This window comes from Pseudomonas protegens CHA0, assembly GCF_000397205.1.
GTDB classification, from domain to species: domain Bacteria; phylum Pseudomonadota; class Gammaproteobacteria; order Pseudomonadales; family Pseudomonadaceae; genus Aquipseudomonas; species Aquipseudomonas protegens.
Genome location: NC_021237.1, coordinates 4,590,195 through 4,609,465 on the forward strand (window position 1 = coordinate 4,590,195; position 19,271 = coordinate 4,609,465).

Genomic DNA, 19,271 nt, shown 5'->3' on the forward strand with positions numbered 1-19,271 from the left:
GGGCGCCCGGCCCTGCCGTCAAGGATTGGCACGGCGCCTGCAACAGCGTGGCATCACTGCGACCAGGGACAGGCCCATGACCCAGCACGAACCCGGCAACGACTACCCCTTGAGCGAAGTTCCGCAGCACGCCCGCAAGGGCCTGGCCTCCATGGCCATGGTGCTGCTGGGCTTCACCTTCTTCACTGCCACCATGTTCGCCGGCGGCAAGCTGGGGGTGGCCTTCGACTTCACCACCCTGCTGGTGGTGATCCTCGTCGGTAACCTGCTGCTGGGGATCTACGCCGCCAGCCTGGGCTACATCGCCTTCAAGAGCGGGCTGAACACGGTGCTGATGGGGCGTTTCTGCTTCGGCGAACGGGGCAGCAAGCTCAGCGACCTGATCCTGGGTTTCACCCAGATCGGCTGGTACGCCTGGGGCACCGCCACCGCCGCGGTGGTGCTGGGCAAGTATTTCCAGCTGGATCCGGGTGCGGTACTGGGGCTGATGCTGCTGTTCGGCATGGCCTTCTGCGCCACCGCCTACATCGGTTATCGCGGCCTGGAGATCCTGTCCTGGATCGCGGTGCCGGCCATGGGCCTGCTGTTGCTGCTGTCGATGTGGGTGGCCACCCGGCAGATCGGCGGCCTCGACGGTTTGCTGGGGGTCACGCCAAGCGCCAGCCTGGACCTCTCCAGCGCCATCACCCTGGTGTTCGGCACCTTCGTCAGCGGCGCCACCCAGGCCACCAACTGGACCCGTTTTTCCCGCTCGGCGCGGGTGGCGGTGAGCGCCAGCCTGATCGGCTTCTTTATCGGCAACGGCCTGATGGTGCTGATCGGTGCCTACGGCGCCATCGTCTACCAGCAGCCGGACGTGGTCGAAGTGCTACTGCTCCAGGGTTTTGCCATGGCGGCCATGGCCATGCTGCTGTTGAACATCTGGAGCACCCAGGACAACACCATCTACAACTTCGCCGTGGCCGGCTGCAACCTGTTGCGCACCGACCGGCGCAAGACCGTGACCCTGGTGGGCGCGCTGATCGGCACCCTGCTGGCGATGCTCGGCATGTACGACCTGCTGGTGCCCTACCTGATCCTGCTGGGCACGGTGATTCCGCCGATTGGCGGGGTGATCATGGCGGACTTCTTCTACCGCTGGCGCGGCCGCTACCCGCGCCTGGCCGACAGCCAGTTGCCGGCCTGGAACTGGCCGGGCCTGGCCGCCTATGGCCTGGGCACCCTGGCAGCCTTCTGCTCGCCCTGGGTCGCGCCGCTGGTGGGCATCGGCGTGGCCAGCCTGAGCTATGTCCTGCTCAGCGCCTGGCTCCGCGCCCGCACCAGCGCCACCCTCGACGCCCGGGCCTGAACCCGGGCCTTGCCCTCCCGGCGCGTTCCGGGTCTATCATGACCCGCCCCGAACCACCTGCCTGCTTCGACCGGTACCGGTTGAAGCACAGCCCAATGACCGAGGGACAAGGGCCGCCGCCCGGATCCCACGGCTGAACCGCTGATTGCCCGACCCGAGGAACCGCTCCGATGCTGATCACCAACGCCCGCCTGCGCCACCGTGAAGGCCTGCACCAACTGCACCTGGAAAACGGCCGCATCGCCCGCATCGTCCAGCAGGGCCCGGACGCCCCCACCGCCGCGCCGGCCTTCGGCCCCGAGCACCTGGATGCCGGCGGCAACCTGGTGGTGCCGCCCTTCGTCGAACCGCACATTCACCTGGACGCCACCCTCACCGCGGGCGAGCCGCGCTGGAACATGAGCGGCACCCTGTTCGAAGGCATCGAGTGCTGGGGCGAACGCAAGGCCACCATCACCGCCGAAGACACCCGCGCCCGCGCCCACAAGACCATCCGCGCCCTGGCCGCCCACGGCATCCAGCATGTACGCACCCATGTCGACGTCACCGACCCGGACCTCACCGCCCTCAAGGCCATGCTCGAAGTGCGCGAGCAAAGCGCGCACCTGATCGACCTGCAGATCGTCGCCTTCCCCCAGGAGGGCATCGAATCGTTCCGCAACGGCCGCGAGCTGATGGAAGAAGCCATCCGCCTGGGCGCCGATGTGGTGGGCGGTATTCCGCACTTCGAATACACCCGGGACCAGGGCGTGAGCTCGGTGAAGTTCCTCATGGACCTGGCCGAACGCACCGATTGCCTGGTGGACGTGCACTGCGACGAAACCGATGACCCGCATTCGCGCTTTCTTGAAGTGCTGGCCGAAGAAGCGCGCAGCCGGGGCATGGGCTCCCGGGTCACCGCCAGCCACACCACCGCCATGGGCTCCTACGACAACGCCTACTGCGCCAAGCTGTTCCGCCTGCTGGGGCATTCGGGCATCAGCTTCGTCTCCTGCCCCACCGAAAGCATCCACCTGCAGGGGCGCTTCGACAGCTTCCCGAAACGCCGCGGCGTGACCCGGGTCAATGAGCTGCTGGAGGCCGGGATGAACGTGTGCTTTGGCCAGGACTCGATTGTCGACCCCTGGTACCCCCTGGGTAACGGCAACATCCTGCGGGTACTGGAAGCCGGCCTGCACATCTGCCACATGCTCGGCTACCGCAACTTGCAGAACGCCCTGGACCTGGTCACCGACAACAGCGCCAAGGCCCTGGCCCTGGGCGAGCGCTACGGCATCGAAGAAGGTCGCCCGGCGAACCTGCTGATCCTGTCTGCCGACAGCGATTACGAAATGATCCGAAGCCAGGGCCTGGCGCTGTACTCCATCCGCCACGGCAAAGTGCTGATGCAACGGCAGATGGCCCAGGTGCAACTGGCCGGCGACTGACCCGTGGCGATGCTTACTTGACCCGAAACGGCTGGGCCCCCATGAACGCCAGCGGCAACAGCGGCAGGGCGAGGATCGTCAATACACCGTCTGCGGTGAGGGTAACCGGCGTCAGCAACACCTGGCCGACCTTGCTCTTCTCCCGGTACGCCGAGAAATTCAGGGTGTAGGTGCTGTTCAACGCGTTGGCCGGATAGGCGCTGATATCCCGCTTGGACTCAAAGCGGCTGCCGCGAATGGCATAGCGGTGCAACAGGGCGTTCTGCGACCTTGCAACAACGAAGCCCAAAGCCTGGGCTGCATCGATCTGCTGGGCGTCGAGCTGGTCCAGCCCGGGTATCCTCAGGACCAGCTCACCCTCCAGGTTCTGCCACGCATTGACGAGGATCTGCGAAAACTCGGCCTGCATTTTCCCATGCAGGTCCGACTTGATGGCCTTCAGCAACTCAGGATCGACCATCACGAAGTAGTGATACTGCTTGCCAAGAATGACGAAGCTCTTCGCGTCCGCCGTGATGTAGAACTGGCTGACGGTTTCCGTATAGACCTCATTGCTGGCCCGGCTTTCGTACAGCCTGCTGGTCAGACAGCCGCCAAGGCTGCCAGCGACCGCAGCCCCCAGGGCCATAACCGTGCCTTTGAGCAAAGCTCGGCGAGGCGTTCCTTTTTGCATGTCGAGTCCTTTCGGTAAATGTGGGCTGTATCGAGCGACCAGCCGCGACTGCCGCCACGCTATAGAAACTCCAGCCGTTTTGCACTCCGCCACCGCGACTCCGGCGTCCTCACTCAGCCAGTGCCAGCGCCGTGCCGAACAGGCTCACCCGGGTCAACACCCCGTCGGTCTCTTGCAACATCAAGGGCGCGGTGCCGCCCGGCATCAGCACTTCGACCCGTCCGGCCTTGACCCAGCCCACCCGCCACGCCGCGCAGGCCACGGCGCTGGCGCTGGTGCCCGAAGAGGCGGTCGGCCCTTCGCCGCGTTCGAACACCCGGGCGACGATGCGCTGCGCCGATTCCCGCGCCGCCCATTGCAGGTTGACCCCCGCCGGGCAGGGTTCGCCGCTGCCCAGGGGCAAGGCAAAAGCAGTGGCCGTCAGCCCTTCGGCCAGTGGCGCTTCGAGCATCTGCGGGTTGCCGGGCAAGGCCTCGGCATCCTCCAGCAGGGTCACGCAGTGCGGGTTGCCGATGCGCACGAACTGGCTGTGCTCCCACCGCGGGTCGAGTGCCTGCAACGGTGCCACCCGGCTCAGCTCGCGACCGTTCAAGGTCACCGCCTCGACGCCAATGGCGGCCACCGCCTCGGGCCCGAAGGACGGCTGGCCGAGGTCCAGCCAGAACCCTGGCACCCCCGCCACCCGGGCCGGCTCCACCACGGTGGCCACCGGCGAGGTACCGGTGGGCTGGTCATGGTGCACCTGCAACAGGGTTGGCCCCTGCTCGGCCAGCAACCCCTGCTCGGCCAGGGCCTGGGAAAAGATCGTCAAACCATTGCCACTGCGCTCGGCCAGGGTGCCGTCGGTGTTGACGATCAGCAGATCGAAGGGCGCCACGTCCTGGAACGGCCCCACCAGCAGACCGTCGCTACGGTGGGCCTTGGCCCCCGGCGGGCGGGTGCCCGGAGCCCAGTCACAGAGGGCGGCGATGGCCTGCTCGCTCCACAAGCGCCGGTCCCGCGCGGCCTGCGCGGCGCTGCCGGGCAAGGCGACCCCCAGGCTGCGCAACCGCGCGGGTGTCACCACCCCATAGATGTTGCCCCGTGCATCGTAGAACGCCGCCATCACACCGCCTCCTGGAAAACCGAGCCACTGACATTACGGAGAAACCGGCGGCTCGACCAGAGGACAACACCGGCTCAGGCCGGCAAGACGACCTGTGCGCGGTACCCCAGCCGACGCCACCTGCCACAGAAGCCCCTGGGTTCGTGGCTTTCTCGGGCAAGCCCCGCAGGCCCCCTGAACCTCAGCCGGCCGTGGGCACTTCCAGGCCGACCTTGACCCGGTTCATCGCCACCAGGGTCTTGAAGCGCTTGACGTTGGGGTTGTCGAAGAACAGTTCGCGGGTCAGCTGGGTGTACTGGGCCATGTTGCGCACGCAGAAAATCAGCACGAAATCGCACTCGCCGGCCACGTAGTAGCACTGCTGGACCTGGGGGCAGGCCTGGAAGTTGCGCTTGAGGGCGTCGATCTGGTCGATGCGCTCACTCTCCACTTCCACCTCGACGATGATGCTCAGTTCGTGCCCCAGGGCATCCGGCGCGACGATGGCGCTGTAGCGCTCGATCACCCCCTCGTCGCAGAGGCGCTTGAGCCGCCGGTTGACCGCCGCGGTGGACAGGTTGACCCGCAGCCCCAGCTCGCTTTGCGCGGTGCTGGCGTCACGTTGCAGCTCGGCGAGCAGCTTCAGGTCGTAGGCGTCGAGGCTGGCATTCATGGGCAGGAAAACTCCGGGAAGGAACGGCACGCACTGCAACGTTTTTGTGCACAGCCGCCGATTATGCGAAACAAACCGCCGGCCTGCGCAAATTTATTTCACCCGCAACCCGCTGCAGAAGCACTGCGCTGCGGATTTCTGCAACCTTCGAGGGCCAGATTTGTCACAATCCCCACCCGGCCGCCATCACGCCATGGGGGCATCAGGCGGCCGGCAGCGAGTTCGATCGCCAAGGATTTTTATGACTGCCAGCAACACCCACTTCCAGGCCACCCCCGGCCGCCTCGAACAGATGTCCACGCGCATCGCCTTTTTCATCGCCGGCTTCGGCATTGCCGCCTGGGCCCCGCTGGTGCCCTACGCCAAGGCCCGGGCCGGGCTCGACGAAGGCACCCTGGGCCTGTTGCTGCTGTGCCTGGGGGTGGGTTCGATCCTCGCGATGCCGATTGCCGGCGCCCTGGCCGGGCGCTTCGGCTGCCGCAAAGTGATGGCCGGCGGCACCCTGCTGATCTGCCTGGCCCTGCCCTTGCTGGCCACCCTGACCTCGATTCCGCTGCTGATGGCCGCGCTGTTCATGTTCGGCGCCGGGCTGGGCGGCGTGGATTCCACGGTCAACCTGCAAGCGGTGATTGTCGAGCGGGCCAGCGGCAAGACCATGATGTCGGGCTTTCACGGGCTGTTCAGCCTGGGCGGGATCGTCGGCGCCGCGGGGGTCAGCGCCCTGCTCGGCCTGGGCCTGTCGCCACTGGGCGCGACCCTGGTGGTGATCGCCCTGATGCTGCTGGCGCTGCTCAAGGCCGCGCCGCACATGCTGCCCTATGGCAGCCAGAGCTCGGGCCCGGCCTTTGCCGTGCCCCATGGTGTGGTGCTGTTCATCGGCTGCCTGTGCTTCGTGGTGTTCCTCGCCGAAGGCGCGGTGCTGGACTGGAGCGCGGTCTTCCTCACCGCCGAGCGCGACCTGGATGCCGCCTACGCCGGCCTGGGCTACGCCGCCTTCGCCCTGACCATGACCCTGGGCCGCCTGACGGGCGATGCCATCGTCCATCGCCTGGGCGCGCGCCGGGTGATCATCATCGGCGGCACCACGGCCGCCGCTGGCCTGTTGCTGGCGACCCTGGCCCCGGCCTGGGAGGCGGCGCTGGTGGGTTATGCCCTGGTGGGCGCGGGTTGCTCGAACATAGTGCCGGTGCTCTACACCGCCGTGGGCAAGCAGAACGTCATGCCCGAAAGCATCGCCGTGCCGGCCATCACCACCCTGGGTTACGCCGGCATCCTGGCCGGGCCGGCGGTGATCGGCTTCATTGCCCATGGCAGCAGCCTGAGCGCGGCCTTCGGCCTGATCGCGGTCCTGCTGCTGGCGGTGGCCGCCAGCGGCAAGGTACTCAAGGTCTGAGCCACTAAAGCACAGCATTGCGCCAGGGATTCGCCGCCCTCCATGCAGGAGCTGGCTTGCCAGCGAAGGGGCCGCCCGCCATGGCCCATCTCCCAGAACCTGCGCCGCTCTGGGGATTCGCCGGCAAGCCGGCGCCTGTTGCGGGGGTCAGAAGCCGACGCTGGCCTGGACAAAGAAGGTCCGGGGCGCGCCCACGTAGATCCCCGAGTTGTTGTCGCTGGAACGGGTGAAGTACTGGCGGTCGAAGACGTTCTTCACGCCGGCCCCCAGCTTCAGGTTCGACAACTGCGGCCCGAAGTCATAGCCACCACGGATGTTCCACAGCACATAGCCCGGCATGTCGCCGTACCGGCCATCGGCGCTGCCATCGGTGATGTAGTTGCCGTTGAAGCTGCCGTTGGCGTTCACCCCGGTGCCCGGCGAGTGCTGCTTGGACTGGGCGAAGGCGTCGATGTTGTAGGTCCAGCGGTCAATGTCGTAGCGCAGGCCGACAGTGGCCACCTGGCGCGAGTAGAACGGCAGGTCGCGGCCCTTGAAGCCGGGGATCTCGCCTTCATAGCTGGCGCGGGTGTAGGTGAAGCCGGCGTTGGCGGTCAGGCCGTCAAGGCTCGGGTCCAGGGCTGCCAGGTCGTAATGCATCGAGGCTTCCAGGCCCTGGTGCTTGGTGGCCCCCAGGTTGGTCCAGCCCACGTCGTTGCTGATGTATTGCAGCTCGTCGTCGAAGTCGATGTAGAACAGCGTCACTTCACCGCCCCACACATCATCGTTGTAGCGGGTGCCGATCTCGTAGGTCTTGGCCTTCTCCGGGCTCAGGCCGTTGGCCGTCTGGTCGCCCTTGCCGCCCTGGCCCAGCTGGAAGTACTGCAGGCTGCCAAAGGAAGTCTCGTAGTTGGCGAACAGCTTCCAGGCATCGGACAGGTGATACATCACGCTCAGGGCCGGCAGCGGTTCGTTGCTGTCGATGCTGCGGCGCTTCTCCTGCACTCGCACGCCGTTGGTGCCCGGGACCGGCCGGTCGTGCCAGTGGGTGCTGATGTCCTCGAAGCGGATGCCCGGGGTGATGGTCCAGTTGCCGACGTCGATCTTGTCGTCGATGTAGTAGGCATTGGCCTCGGTGCCGCCGGTACGGTCCTGGTAGACATGGCCGTCGGAGTCCGCGGTGAGCACCGGCTGGTTGTTCACCAGGGCCACGCGGCCGGCCTGTTCATGCATGCCTTCCTTGAGGTAGCGATAACCCACGCTGACTTCCTGGGTGGTGGGCCCCAGGTCGAACACATGGGACACCCGTGGCTCGATGCCGAAGGTGTAGTAGGTGCGCGGGTAGGAAACCAGGGTCTTCTGGTCGCTGGCGGCAATGTTGCTGCCGCGGAAGCTGTCGGAGTAGTAGGTCAGCACTTCGAACTGGGTGCGGTCGTCGACCTGGCGCTGGTACTTGAAGGACACATCCTTGCGCCGGCCGCTGAAGTTGTCCCAGTCGCGATCGGAGTCGTAGGGCTTGGCGTCGTACTGCTTCTGGGTCAGGCCGCCGGGCATGTCGGCGGTGGCGTCGTAGTAATGCAGGTTGAACCAGAACTCGTCCTGCTCGGTGGGTGCCCAGTGGGTCTTGAGGATCACGTCGTCGATGTCGTTGCCGTTGTTGCCCTCGCGGTAGCCATTGCCGTTGACCCCGGAATACAGCAGCGCCACCCCCAGGCCGTTGTCCGCAGTGCCGCCGAGGAAAGCCGTGTCGATGTGCTTCCAGCCGCCCTGCCGGGAGGTTTCCAGGGTGGTGCCGATTTCCCCGGTGGCCTTTTCCGGAATCGCCCGGGTCACGAAGTTGATCACCCCGCCGACGTTCTGCGGCCCGTAGCGTACGGAACCGGCGCCGCGCACCACATCGATGCTGTCCAGGTTGCCGGAGGAAATCGGCGCCATGGACAACTGCGGCTGGCCATAGGGTGCAAAGGCCGCCGGCACGCCGTCGATCAGCACCGTGGAGCGCGGCGACAGGCGCGAGGTCAGGCCGCGCACGCCGACGTTCAGGGAAATATCGCTGCCACCGGTGCCGTTGGCATCCTGGACCTGCACCCCGGGCACCCGGCGCAGCACGTCGCCGACGTTCATCGCGCCCTGCTCCACCATGGCCTCACGGCGGATCACCGTACGTGCACCGGGGTGGTTCTGGACCTTTTGCACATCGGCATCGCCCAGCCAGTCGCCCACCACGCTGATGCTGCTGGTGCCCAGTTCCAGGGCACCGCCCGTGGCTGCCGGAGCCGGGCTCAGGGTCACCGAACCGCCGTCGATCCGGTATTGCAGGCCACTGCCCTGGAGCAACTGGCCCAGGGCCTGTTCCGGGGACAGGTTGCCGTCCACCGCCGCGGCCTGCTTGCCGGCCACCAGCTCGGGGCTGAAGAACACCTGCAACGAGGTCTGCAGGCCCAACTGGCTCAGGGCCTGGCCCAGCGGCTGGGCCTGGATGTGAATGGCGGCGGCTTGCCCGGCCTGGGCCTGGGGCAAGGCCGCACTGACCGCCAGGGCCAGGGCCAGGGGCAGCCAGCGGCGCGCGGGCAACGGGGATACGGCGGGAGAAACAGCTATTTTTTTCACGTCGGCGGCAATCCTGTCGATCACACAAAGGTGCGTCTGTTAATGCAAACCAGTTGCAGTTGGACAAGAAGACGATGAACTGAAAAAAAACCTGAATCTAACGTGAAAAAATTTCCTGGCTACCGTCGGCAAGGGTCCGCACCTCCACCGGCAGGATGCTCGGCAGGGCCTTGAGCAGCGCCTGGGTGTCGTCGGACTTGAACACGCTGGTCAGGCGCAGCTCACCCACTGCGGCGCTGGCTACCCGCAGGGGCTGTTCGCGATAACGCGAGACTTCGGCCACCACCTCGGCCAGGGAGGCGTTGTTGAATACCAGCTTGCCGCTGCGCCAGGCCGTGAGCGCCTCGGGGTTCACCGCGTAGGCCTGAGCCACCTTGCCGTGCTCATCGACCTGGGTGCCCTGGCCCGGGGTCAGGGCGATGAAATCATCCGCTGCGGCGTCGCGCCCCTGCACCTTGACCCGGCCCTGCTCCACTGCCACCCGGGTCTGGCGTTCATCGCGGCGCACATCGAAGCGGGTGCCGGTGACCGTGACCTTGCCCGCTCCCGCCGCCACCACGAAGGGCCGATCCGTGTCGTGCTCGACGTTGAACAGGGCTTCGCCTTCCACCAGCTCGATCAGCCGCTGGTTCCTGGCATAACGCACCTGCAGGTGGCTGCGGCTGTTCAGGTCGACCTGCGAGCCATCGGGCAAGGCCACATGGCGGCGCTCGCCCAGGGCGGTCACGAATTGCGCACTGTAGGAAACCGGCTGGTTGAGGCCACTGAACAGCCCCAGGCCCACGGCCAGCGCCGCCACCCCGGCAGCCAGGGCAAAGCGCAGCAGCGGGCGCCGCCGGGCCTTGGCCGGCGGGGTGGCGCACAGCGCTTGCAGGCGCGCCCTGGGCACCAGGTCGGTGGCCGCCCACAGGGCTTCGAGCAACTGGAACTCGTGCCGGTGCTGCGGATCCTCGGCCAGCCACTGCTGGAACCGCAGTTGCTGCTCCGGGCTCACCTCGGGCTCCTGCAACCGCGTGAACCAGGCCGCCGCCTCGTCACGAATCCTGGCCTGCGCGCTGGCGCAATCGCGGCTGTCCATCATGCAAATTCCTGTTTGGCAGAGGGTGAGAAATCGCCACGACTGATCATGGGGCCGACCCGTCCAGACGGTCGCGCAGATGCCGCAGGGTGCGGATCATATACTTTTCCACCATGTTCTTTGACAGCCCCAGGCGCTCGGCGATCTCGGCCTGGGTCAGGCCTTCGATCTTCTGCCAGACAAACACCTTGCGACAGTTGACCGGTAACTCGCCAAGCGCCCGTTCGATGGAATCGGCCAACTGGATCGCGTGCATGAAATGCTCCGGGTCGCCGCTGGGCGACACGCTGAGGTGGACCCCCTGTTCTTCCAGGGCACCGCGCCGGTCTTCTCGGCGAAAGGCATCCACGGCGATATTGCGCGCGGTCTGATGCAGGTAGGCGCGCGGCTGCTGCACCGTGGCGGCATCGGATTCCAGCACCCGGACAAAGGTGTCGTGGGCCAGGTCCTCGGCCTGCTGGCGATTGCGCAAGCGCCGGGTCCAGGTGCCGATCAACTCTTCGTAGTGCTCGAAAAAGCCTGGTCTGCGGGGCGGCTTGGCTGTCATCGCGGGGCGCTGGGGAAGTGGGGCGTGAATAGTAATGCTTCGCATTAATGCAGGCAATGGATTCACCGCCCACCTCGCGCCCGGCGGTCGGCCCTAGCGGCTGTACCAGCGCGGCGACTCGACAAACAGGTGAGTCTGCCCCGCCACCAGCCAGTCCCCCAGGCACTGTTGCAGGTGGGCCAGGCAATGCACGGCCAGGTAGATTTCGTGGTACGGAATGACCATCAGGCGCAGGCTCAGGCCCATGGGCCCGCCTTGTACAATCGGTTCATCTCGGCGCCCTTGTTTTATTTATACCGAACAATTAACCGATATAATGAACGGCGAAATTTATCTGCGTCAAGAGAATCAAGGATGATTTAATAGAGATATGAACGATAAAACGAACGACCCAACCTCCCTTTCGCCCATCGGCCTGCTGGCCATGGCCATCAAGCGCGAGCGCCTGAATGCTGGTTTCTCCGTTTCGGAACTGGCCAAGCGGGCCGCGGTGGCCAAGTCCACCCTGTCCCAGCTGGAAGCCGGGCTAGGTAACCCGAGCATCGAGACCCTGTGGGCCCTGGCCCAGGCCATGGGCTTGCAGGTGACGCGGTTTTTCCAGCAACCGGCGCATCAGCTGAAAGTCATCCGTGCCCACGAAGGCACCACCGCCCATGCCGAGGATGCCCACTACGCGGCGACCCTGCTCGATGACTGCCCGCCGGGGGCGCAGCGCGACCTGTATCGCCTGAAGGCGCAACCCGGCCAGGCGCGCCAGTCCAAGGCCCACCTGCCGGGCACCGTGGAACACCTGGTGATCTGCAGCGGGCGGGCCCTGGCCGGGCCTGCGGACAGCCCGGTGAGCCTGGAGGCCGGCGACTACATCCGCTACAGCGCCGACCTGCCCCACGTGTTCGAAGCCCTGGAGGCCGACACCACGGCGATCCTGGTCATCGAACATCGCTAGAGCCCGGGCATTTATCTGCAGGGCCAAGTCTGGAATCATGGCCCCCCGCCTCAACAGGAGTGAGCATCAATGCCGTATTTCTCCCGCCGCGCGCCCCTCCTTGGCCTGCTGCTGGCCAGCCTTGCTGCCCAGGCCGCCCCCAAGCAGGACCAGGACCTTCACATCTACTACAGCATGGTGCCCGGCCAGTTCATGCTGATCGGCAAGGAGCCCGATGGCGGGCCGACCTACTCGGGCACCGCGGTGATCCGCTACGAGAACCAGGCCCTGACCCTGGTCAAGACCATCGACGGCAAGACCACCACCGCCACCGGCAAAGTGGAACGGGCCACCATGGCCGAAGCCGATGTGCTGCGTTTCAGCTGGCCGGGGCACAACGCCACCTGCCTGGTGCGCGGCGACCTGGACAACTACTCACGCTTGAGCTGCTACTGGACCCGGGACGGGGTGGACCACAAGGAGCCGGGGCTGGAGGCCTATTTCCCCACTGAAACCTGGCCCGGCCATCAGGACTGAAACCCGCCCCCCCTGTGCTCCCCCACTTTAGCGAGCCACGCCATGATCCAGATCGTCGAATACAGCAACCCCCACCATCGCCAGCCCGTGATCGACCTGTGGAACCGCAGCTTCGGCTACGACACGGCCCACAACACCCCGAGCCTGGCCATCGACCGCAAGCTCGCGGTGGATGACGCTCTGTTCTTCGTCGCCCTGGACCAAGGACAGGTCATAGGCACCCTGATGGCCGGCTATGACGGCCACCGCGGCTGGCTCTACGCCCTGGCGGTGGACCCGCAACAGCGCCGGCTCGGCACTGGCCGAGCCCTGGTGCGTCATGGCGAACAAGCCCTGCAGGGCCGCGGCTGCCTGAAGATCAACCTGCAGATCCTCAGCAGCAACGCCGCCGTGCAAAGCTTCTACCAAGCCCTGGGCTATCAGGTCGAACCACGGATCAGCATGGGCAAGGTGATCAGCGCCAACCTCCCCGAACACCTGCGTGGCTAGGGGCCGCCGCCCCGCACTCACCAGTTGTGCCGGTTGCTGCGCGGTGGCGCCAGCAGTTGCTGGGCCAGGCTGGCGGCCGCCAGCGGCGAGGCACTGTGCAACAGCGGATAACCCCAGAACTTTTCATAGGTATCGGCAAAGGCCTCGACCCCGGCCTGGGCCTCGGGCTCCGGGGCGATGACGATCATGGCCTTGATCCAGCGACGGATCGCCGCCTTGTTGCGTTTCATCCATAACGCCCCCTGCTTGAGCAATGCCTTGCTCTGCTCGGTGTTGCGCTGCGCAGGATCGGGCATGGCATCGCTCATCAGGACGAAGGCCTGACCGCGCTGCATCAACGCCTCCAACTGCTGGAACGGCTCGACTCCCGGCTGCCCGGCGCCTTTGGCGGGGCGCATCCAGACCAGGGGAAAATGCTGATGATCGAAGTACATGGGAACACCTCAAGAAAGCTGACAAACAAGAATGGTTATCATCTTCCGGTATGAACCTGTCCGCATCAGCCGAGATTGACAAGTTATTGATCAATCCGGCCAAACGACCGCAGTGATGGAGGTGGCCGTGGTGGCCTTGAAGGCGCTGGTGTTCGTCAAGCAAGGCCCTGCGAGCCTTTGCGCAGCCTCGCGGGCTCGGCGGCTACAGGGGTAGGTCGTGCTCCAGGGCCTGGCGGCGTTCGGCAAAGAAGCGCCCCGGCGGCTGGCCGACGGCTTTCTTGAACATGCGGATAAAGGCGCTGGCGCTGTCATAGCCCAGGGTCAGCGCGACCCGTTCCACCGAGTCGCCCCGGCCCAATTGCTTGAGCCCCAGAAGAATGTGCAACTGGCGCTGCCAGCGGCCGAAGCTCAGGCCGGTCTCGGCCACAATCAGACGGCTCAGGCTGCGTTCGCTGAGGCCGATCTGCTCGGCCCATTGCCCAAGGCTCAGGCGGCGTTCCGGCTGTTCAAGGATCTGCCCGGCCAGGCGCCGCAACTGTTCATGCCGGGGCATGGGCAGGTGGATCTGCTCCCGGGGCGCCGCCGCCAGCTCGTCCAGGGCCACGGCCATCAGCCGCCCCTCGGCACCCTGCTGGTCATAGAGATAGGGCAATTGCGCGCAGCGTTGCAGCAGCTCCTGCAATAGGGGCGATACTGCCAGGGTGCAACAGGCCTGCGGCAGTGAGCGGGCATGCTCGGGTTCGACGAACAGGCAATAGCCCAGGGCGTTCTCCAACCCCTGGACCCGATGGTCGGTGGCGCTGGGGATCCATACCGCGCATTGCGGCGGGGCCAGCCACAGGCCCTCGGCGCTCTCGCAACTGAGCACGCCGGACAATGGGAACAGCAGCTGGGCCTTGCGGTGGCTGTGCCACGGCCGCTCCCAGCGCTGTTCCTGAGTCGAGATGCGCAAGGCGCACACCGGGCGCGCAATCGCATCCGGATCCTCGGGCTGATCCTGTTCGTTCAAGACGGGCATCCACCTTCCTCCACGGCATCGGGCCATGCCCGCCATCCGTCTGACGGCCAGGCAAGCCCTGCAAGGTCGAGGATTGTGCCGGGCCCCTGGGGGTTAGCCAAGAACCGCGGGGCACACCGCTCTTCATCCCAGCGCCCTAGCGGTAGTAGCCATAGCGATAGCAGCAGCCGTGGTAGTGCCCGGGGTAAACCACGCAACCGCCCAGGGAGAGCATGGTGGCCATGACAATCAGCAGTGCAATGCGACGGGACATGGTGAATTCCTCATGGGTTCAGTGATACGACCGGCAAGCGCCGCTGGCGACCATCGCCAGCCGTGGCTGCACGGTTACTGATTCAACGGCGCAGCGCGCAGAGATCCGTCGCCGCCCCTGCACAAATATTTCCAGCCGCCGCTGCCCGCGCCCTGCCCCCGCCAGCTGAACCGGGGTTGAACCGGGAGCGGATAAAAATTTCATTTGCCCGCGACGGATTCCCAGCCCATCTATCGTTGAACCCATCAGCTGCGTTCATCAGCGAACGCAGGCCTGAAGGAGTCATCATGAAGCTTGTCCGTTCCCTGCTGCGTCTGCGCACATTGCTGCTGATCCCCCTGGCACTTGGTGCGCTGGCAAGCACGCCCTCCTATGCCGAAACCATCATCATCCAGCAGGCACCACCGCCCATGCGCTATGAGCCGATGCCGGTGGCCCGCCCCGGCTACGCCTGGGACCGCGGCAACTGGCGCTGGCGCGGGCACGGCTACGTCTGGGTGCCCGGCCACTGGCAACCGGTGATGCAGCGCGGGCACTGGATGCCCGGCCATTGGCAGGCCCATGGGCCGCGCTGGTACTGGGTCGAAGGCCGCTGGGTGCGCTGATGCCGTGATGCCCTGGACTACCCCGTTAGCGCACCGAGACTTGCCCACTTGAACGAAACCGACCCGGATCTGGAGTTGCTCAAACGCATCGGCAACAACGACGCGCAGGCCGTGAAGGAAATGGTCACGCGCAAGCTGCCGCGCCTGCTGGCCCTGGCCAGCCGGCTGCTGGGGGATGCCGACGAAGCCCGGGACATCGCCCAGGAGAGCTTTCTGCGGATCTGGAAACAGGCCGCCAGCTGGCGCAGCGAACAGGCACGGTTCGACACCTGGTTGCACCGGGTGGCGCTGAACCTGTGCTACGACCGCCTGCGCCGGCGCAAGGAACATGTGCCGGTCGATAGCGAGCACGCCTGCGAGGCCCTGGACACCCGCCCGGCGCCCGATGAACAACTGGAGGCCAGCGCGCAGAGCCGGCGCATGGCCCAGGCCCTGGACCAACTGCCGGATCGCCAGCGCGAGGCGATCGTCCTGCAGTACTACCAGGAACTGTCCAACACCGAGGCCGCGGCGCTGATGCAGATCAGCGTCGAAGCCCTGGAAAGCCTGCTGTCGCGGGCCCGGCGCAACCTGCGCAGCCACCTCGCCGAGGCCCCCGGCGCAGACCTCTCAGGAAGGAGAAAACCATGACCCCCGAACGCTTCGTGCACCTGGCCGACGCCTATGGCGCCGACCTGCAACGCTGGCCCAGCGCTGAACGCGCCGCCGCCCAGGCCCTGCTCGACTGCGGTGATGCCCAGGCCGTGGCAGCCCTGCGCCAGGCGCACTGGCTCGACAGCCAGCTGGACCGCTACCAGGTGCCCGCACCGAGCCCGGCCCTGGCCCAGCGCATCATCGCCGCCGCGCAGCAGCCCGGCGCGCCGTTCTGGAGCCGCTACGCCGGCTGGCTGGCCTCCCTGGGCTGGGTCGGGGTCGGCCTTACCGGAGTCGCCGCCGGCATGCTTGCGGTGGCCCTGAGCCTGCCGCTGTCGACCTCCGCCGAGGCCCTGCCCAGCGTGTTCGACCAGAGCGATGCGGAATTCGTCCTGAGCATCAATGCCGAGGAGGCCGAACAGTGAGCCTGTCCATGCGTGCGCTGAAAACCTGCCTGGTGCTGTCGCTGCTGATCAACGTGTTCCTGATCGGCGGCGTGGCCGGCGGCCTCTATCAGTGGCTTGGCCACCCCAAGCCGGCCCAGGCCCTGGCGGTACCCCAGCACGGCCTGCGCCAGGCCATGGCGCAGATGCCGGAAGAGCGCCGGCGCCAGTTGCGCCAGTTGCTGCGCCAGACTCGCATCGATAGCCAGCCGCTGATCATCGCTGGGCGCGAGGCGCGCCAGGCGGTGGTGCGTGAACTGGGGGCCGAACCACTGGACCGCAATGCCCTGGATGCCCAACTGGGCAAGTCCCGGGATGCCGACATCGCCCTGCGGGCCCGGGTCGACGAGGTCCTGGCCGACTTTGCCGGCAGCCTGTCGCTCAAGGAGCGCCAGCAACTGGTGGACGCCATGTACCTGCGGGGCCCGGGGAAAAACCGCGCAGCCAATAAAGATTGAAGGCCCGGCGACGGATTTCGCCCCGGGCCACGTTCAACCCTCAACCGCCCGCGATGGCCGCGGGCCCACTGCCCCCCTCAGGAAACCGCCCATGCTTCGTACGATCCAAAGCATTCTCATCGCCACCTTGCTTGGCACCACCCTGGCAGGCTGCGTGGTGGCCCCGGCCCATCCTCGCCGGCCGCCACCGCCGCCGCCCATTGTCGAGGTGATTCCGATGGCGCCGGCGCCGAGCTATCACTGGGTTGCCGGGCATTACCGCTGGCACGCCGGCCAGTGGGTCTGGACACCGGGGCATTGGCGCTATTGATGGCTAGCCGGCCACCGCTTCCAGCAGCCAGGCCTTGAACGCGCCCATGGCCGGGGTTTCGGCCCGGGACTGCAGGCGGGTCAGCCAGTAGCTGCCGGTGACAATGCCGATGTCGAAGGGCTGCACCACCGCACCACTGGCCAACTGGCGCTGGAACATCAAGGGCGGCGCCAGGGCCACGCCCAGGCCTTGCAGCGCCGCTTCGAGCATGCCCAGGGACGAGTCGAAGACCACGCTCTGGGGCAACAGGCTGTTGGCCCCCAGCCCCGCCGCCTGGAACCACTGCGGCCATTCGTCGGTGCGGTAGGAGCGCAGCAAGGTCTGCCCCAGCAGGTCCGCCGGGCTGTGCAACTGGCGGGCAAGTTCCGGCACGCACAAGACCGACAGTGGCGCCTGCAACAACGCCAGCGCCTCGATGCCGTGCCAGGCCCCGGTGCCAAAGCGGATGGCATAGTCCAGGCCCTCCGCCGCCACGTCCACCCGGTTATTGTTGGTGCTCAGGCGCAGGTCGACATAGGGATGGCGTGCCTGGAAGTCCTCCAGCCGCGGCAGCAGCCAGCCCACGGCGAAGGTGCCCACCGCGCCCACCGTCAGCACTTCACGATAGTGCCCACCCTCGAATCGTCCCAGGGTCTGGGCGATGCGGTCGAAGCATTCGCGCAGCACCGGCAGCAGGGTCTCGCCTTCGCTGGTGAGCATCAGGCCCCTGGGCAGGCGCTTGAACAGGGTGACGTTGAGCTGGGCCTCCAGGCTCTTGACCTGGTGGCTGACCGCCGCCTGGGTCACGCACAGCTCGATGGCCGCACGGGTGAAACTCAAGTGCCGCGCCGAGGCTTCGAAAGCCCGCAGCGCATTCAGTGGCAGATGGGGGCGGAGCATGGGCATTCCCTAGTTTTTCTAATGGCTCGTGCGAAATATGGTCGTTTGTCGATGCGCCGTAAACTGCCTACATTGGCCTCGCTCGCGCAGCACCGGCCACGCCCTCCTGAGCCAGGAAGGCTTCGCGGGCAGGCCGCCCGGAGCGTTCCCACGAAGAACGCCGAGGCCGCAAAGCCGCTGGGACAAACGCGGCGTACATAACCAGAACCCAGGGAAACCAACCAATCATGCGGCACACAACCTTGACCGGACTAAGCGTCATCAGCGCCTGCGCACTGCTACTGGGCGCCTCCAGCGCCTTCGCCGAGACCACCGCAGACAGCGCTCTGAAAACCACCGTGGACGCCACCATCCGCCCGCTGATGCACCAGCAGGGCATTCCCGGCATGGCGGTGGCGATCATCGCCAACGGCAAGCGACATTACTTTAACTACGGGGTTGCCTCCAAGGACAATCAACAGCCGGTGGACAACGACACCCTGTTCGAGGTGGGTTCGGTGAGCAAGACCTACACCGCCACCCTCGCCGGCTACGCCCAGGCCAGCGGCAAGCTGGCCCTTGAGGACCACGCCAGCCAGTACCTGCCGGCCCTGCGCGGCAGTGCCTTCGACGGCATCAGCCTGCTGCAGCTGGGCACCTACACCGCCGGTGGCCTGCCCTTGCAGTTCCCCGACGAGGTGCAGGGTGAAGACAAGACCCTGGACTACTACAACACCTGGAAACCCACCTTCAGCCCCGGCACCCAGCGCCAGTATTCCAACCCCAGCATCGGCCTGCTCGGCTACCTGGCCGCCCGCAGCCTGGGCCAACCCTTCGACCGGTTGATGGAGCAGACGCTGTTTCCCAAATTCGGCCTCAAGCACAGCTACATCCATCTGCCCAAGGACCAACTGGGGCACTACGCCCAGGGCTACGACAAGCAGAACCGGCCGATCCGCCTCAGCCCCGGGCCGCTGGACGCCGAAGCCTACGGGGTCAAGACCAGCGCCCCGGACCTGCTGCAATTCATTGCCGGCAACCTGCAACCGGGCCAGTTCGACCGCCCCCTGCAACAAGCCATGGTGGCGACCCAGAGCGGCTACTACCAGGTCGGCGACATGACCCAGGGCCTGGGCTGGGAGCGCTACGCCTACCCGGTGCCCCTGGCGCGCCTGCTGGCGGGCAACTCATCGGCCATGGCCCTTGAGCCGCACCCGGTGCAATGGCTGACCCCGGCCGCAGCCCCCAAGGCCGACGCGCTGTACAACAAGACCGGTTCCACCAGCGGTTTCGGCGCCTATGTAGTGTTCGTGCCGAGCCAGCAGATCGGCATTGTCCTGCTGGCCAACAAGAACTACCCCAACGAGGAACGGATCAAGGCCGCCCACGCCATCCTCACGGCCCTGGAGACCGGGAAGTAATCAACCCGGCAGCCCCTCCGGTGCCTGCGCCTGCCCGCAACGCCACCTGACCTTCGGTCACGTGGCGTTTTTTCT

The 19,271-nt window shown here is 66.4% G+C and carries 22 protein-coding genes; 12 read left to right on the forward strand and 10 right to left on the reverse strand.

What is annotated here, in order from left to right:
- Positions 1–76: 76 nt before the first annotated feature.
- Positions 77–1,348, forward strand: a complete 1,272-nt coding sequence (codB, locus tag PFLCHA0_RS20470) for a cytosine permease (RefSeq protein ID WP_015636378.1) — start codon at positions 77–79, stop codon at positions 1,346–1,348.
- A gap of 170 nt (positions 1,349–1,518) precedes the next feature.
- A complete protein-coding gene (gene codA, locus PFLCHA0_RS20475) occupies positions 1,519–2,775 on the forward strand; it encodes a cytosine deaminase (RefSeq protein WP_015636379.1) in 1,257 nt (418 codons plus the stop codon).
- 13 nt (positions 2,776–2,788) lie between these two features.
- On the opposite strand, the gene PFLCHA0_RS20480 is transcribed toward codA, so the two are convergent.
- From PFLCHA0_RS20480 to PFLCHA0_RS20490, 3 genes are all read right to left on the reverse strand, one after another.
- Complete coding sequence (locus PFLCHA0_RS20480; protein WP_015636380.1) at positions 2,789–3,448, reverse strand: hypothetical protein; 660 nt, start codon at positions 3,446–3,448, stop codon at positions 2,789–2,791.
- A gap of 109 nt (positions 3,449–3,557) precedes the next feature.
- Positions 3,558–4,553, reverse strand: a complete 996-nt coding sequence (locus PFLCHA0_RS20485) for a diaminopimelate epimerase (protein ID WP_015636381.1) — start codon at positions 4,551–4,553, stop codon at positions 3,558–3,560.
- 181 nt (positions 4,554–4,734) lie between these two features.
- On the reverse strand, positions 4,735–5,205 hold the full coding sequence (locus tag PFLCHA0_RS20490) for an Lrp/AsnC family transcriptional regulator (RefSeq protein WP_015636382.1): 471 nt from the start codon (positions 5,203–5,205) through the stop codon (positions 4,735–4,737).
- Positions 5,206–5,446: 241 nt separating this feature from the next.
- On the opposite strand from PFLCHA0_RS20490, the gene PFLCHA0_RS20495 reads away from it, so the two are divergent.
- Positions 5,447–6,598, forward strand: coding sequence for an MFS transporter (locus PFLCHA0_RS20495; protein ID WP_011062322.1), 1,152 nt, complete (start codon positions 5,447–5,449; stop codon positions 6,596–6,598).
- A 147-nt stretch (positions 6,599–6,745) separates the two neighbouring features.
- Here PFLCHA0_RS20495 and PFLCHA0_RS20500 read toward each other — a convergent pair whose 3' ends face one another.
- The 4 genes from PFLCHA0_RS20500 to PFLCHA0_RS31875 form a co-directional block, all read right to left on the reverse strand.
- Positions 6,746–9,187, reverse strand: coding sequence for a TonB-dependent siderophore receptor (locus tag PFLCHA0_RS20500; protein ID WP_015636383.1), 2,442 nt, complete (start codon positions 9,185–9,187; stop codon positions 6,746–6,748).
- A 97-nt stretch (positions 9,188–9,284) separates the two neighbouring features.
- On the reverse strand, positions 9,285–10,268 hold the full coding sequence (locus PFLCHA0_RS20505) for a FecR family protein (protein WP_015636384.1): 984 nt from the start codon (positions 10,266–10,268) through the stop codon (positions 9,285–9,287).
- A 43-nt stretch (positions 10,269–10,311) separates the two neighbouring features.
- A complete protein-coding gene (locus PFLCHA0_RS20510; protein ID WP_011062325.1) occupies positions 10,312–10,812 on the reverse strand; it encodes a sigma-70 family RNA polymerase sigma factor in 501 nt (166 codons plus the stop codon).
- A 93-nt stretch (positions 10,813–10,905) separates the two neighbouring features.
- The gene (locus tag PFLCHA0_RS31875; protein ID WP_011062326.1) at positions 10,906–11,058 is read right to left on the reverse strand and encodes a hypothetical protein; all 153 of its coding nucleotides are present in this window, start codon (positions 11,056–11,058) and stop codon (positions 10,906–10,908) included.
- A gap of 124 nt (positions 11,059–11,182) precedes the next feature.
- On the opposite strand from PFLCHA0_RS31875, the gene PFLCHA0_RS32105 reads away from it, so the two are divergent.
- The 3 genes from PFLCHA0_RS32105 to PFLCHA0_RS20525 all read left to right on the forward strand — a co-directional run bounded on the left by PFLCHA0_RS32105 (position 11,183) and on the right by PFLCHA0_RS20525 (position 12,763).
- Positions 11,183–11,758: a helix-turn-helix domain-containing protein gene (locus tag PFLCHA0_RS32105; RefSeq protein ID WP_011062327.1), complete on the forward strand. Its 576-nt coding sequence runs from the start codon at positions 11,183–11,185 to the stop codon at positions 11,756–11,758.
- A gap of 69 nt (positions 11,759–11,827) precedes the next feature.
- Positions 11,828–12,274, forward strand: coding sequence for a hypothetical protein (locus PFLCHA0_RS20520; RefSeq protein ID WP_015636386.1), 447 nt, complete (start codon positions 11,828–11,830; stop codon positions 12,272–12,274).
- Positions 12,275–12,316: 42 nt separating this feature from the next.
- The gene (locus tag PFLCHA0_RS20525) at positions 12,317–12,763 is read left to right on the forward strand and encodes a GNAT family acetyltransferase (protein WP_011062328.1); all 447 of its coding nucleotides are present in this window, start codon (positions 12,317–12,319) and stop codon (positions 12,761–12,763) included.
- A gap of 17 nt (positions 12,764–12,780) precedes the next feature.
- Here PFLCHA0_RS20525 and PFLCHA0_RS20530 read toward each other — a convergent pair whose 3' ends face one another.
- Positions 12,781–13,197: a hypothetical protein gene (locus PFLCHA0_RS20530; protein ID WP_011062329.1), complete on the reverse strand. Its 417-nt coding sequence runs from the start codon at positions 13,195–13,197 to the stop codon at positions 12,781–12,783.
- 202 nt (positions 13,198–13,399) lie between these two features.
- Entirely contained in the window at positions 13,400–14,215 is an 816-nt protein-coding gene (locus tag PFLCHA0_RS20535) for an AraC family transcriptional regulator (RefSeq protein ID WP_015636387.1), read from the reverse strand.
- Between the two features lie 540 nt (positions 14,216–14,755).
- On the opposite strand from PFLCHA0_RS20535, the gene PFLCHA0_RS20545 reads away from it, so the two are divergent.
- The 5 genes from PFLCHA0_RS20545 (at position 14,756) to PFLCHA0_RS20565 (ending at position 16,917) form a co-directional block, all read left to right on the forward strand.
- On the forward strand, positions 14,756–15,073 hold the full coding sequence (locus PFLCHA0_RS20545; RefSeq protein WP_015636389.1) for a YXWGXW repeat-containing protein: 318 nt from the start codon (positions 14,756–14,758) through the stop codon (positions 15,071–15,073).
- A 48-nt stretch (positions 15,074–15,121) separates the two neighbouring features.
- Positions 15,122–15,703 (forward strand): RNA polymerase sigma factor, encoded by a 582-nt coding sequence (locus PFLCHA0_RS20550; RefSeq protein ID WP_015636390.1) that lies wholly within the window; start codon positions 15,122–15,124, stop codon positions 15,701–15,703.
- A complete protein-coding gene (locus PFLCHA0_RS20555; protein WP_011062333.1) occupies positions 15,700–16,131 on the forward strand; it encodes a hypothetical protein in 432 nt (143 codons plus the stop codon). The genes PFLCHA0_RS20550 and PFLCHA0_RS20555 overlap by 4 nt, the downstream gene beginning before the upstream one ends.
- An 8-nt stretch (positions 16,132–16,139) precedes the next feature.
- A complete protein-coding gene (locus tag PFLCHA0_RS20560) occupies positions 16,140–16,607 on the forward strand; it encodes a periplasmic heavy metal sensor (protein ID WP_230493575.1) in 468 nt (155 codons plus the stop codon).
- A gap of 91 nt (positions 16,608–16,698) precedes the next feature.
- Positions 16,699–16,917: a YXWGXW repeat-containing protein gene (locus PFLCHA0_RS20565; RefSeq protein WP_011062335.1), complete on the forward strand. Its 219-nt coding sequence runs from the start codon at positions 16,699–16,701 to the stop codon at positions 16,915–16,917.
- Between the two features lie 3 nt (positions 16,918–16,920).
- Here PFLCHA0_RS20565 and PFLCHA0_RS20570 read toward each other — a convergent pair whose 3' ends face one another.
- Positions 16,921–17,796, reverse strand: a complete 876-nt coding sequence (locus PFLCHA0_RS20570; protein WP_011062336.1) for a LysR family transcriptional regulator — start codon at positions 17,794–17,796, stop codon at positions 16,921–16,923.
- A gap of 227 nt (positions 17,797–18,023) precedes the next feature.
- Between PFLCHA0_RS20570 and ampC the strand changes: the two genes are divergently transcribed.
- A complete protein-coding gene (gene ampC / locus PFLCHA0_RS20575) occupies positions 18,024–19,196 on the forward strand; it encodes a class C beta-lactamase (protein WP_011062337.1) in 1,173 nt (390 codons plus the stop codon).
- Positions 19,197–19,271: the final 75 nt, after the last annotated feature.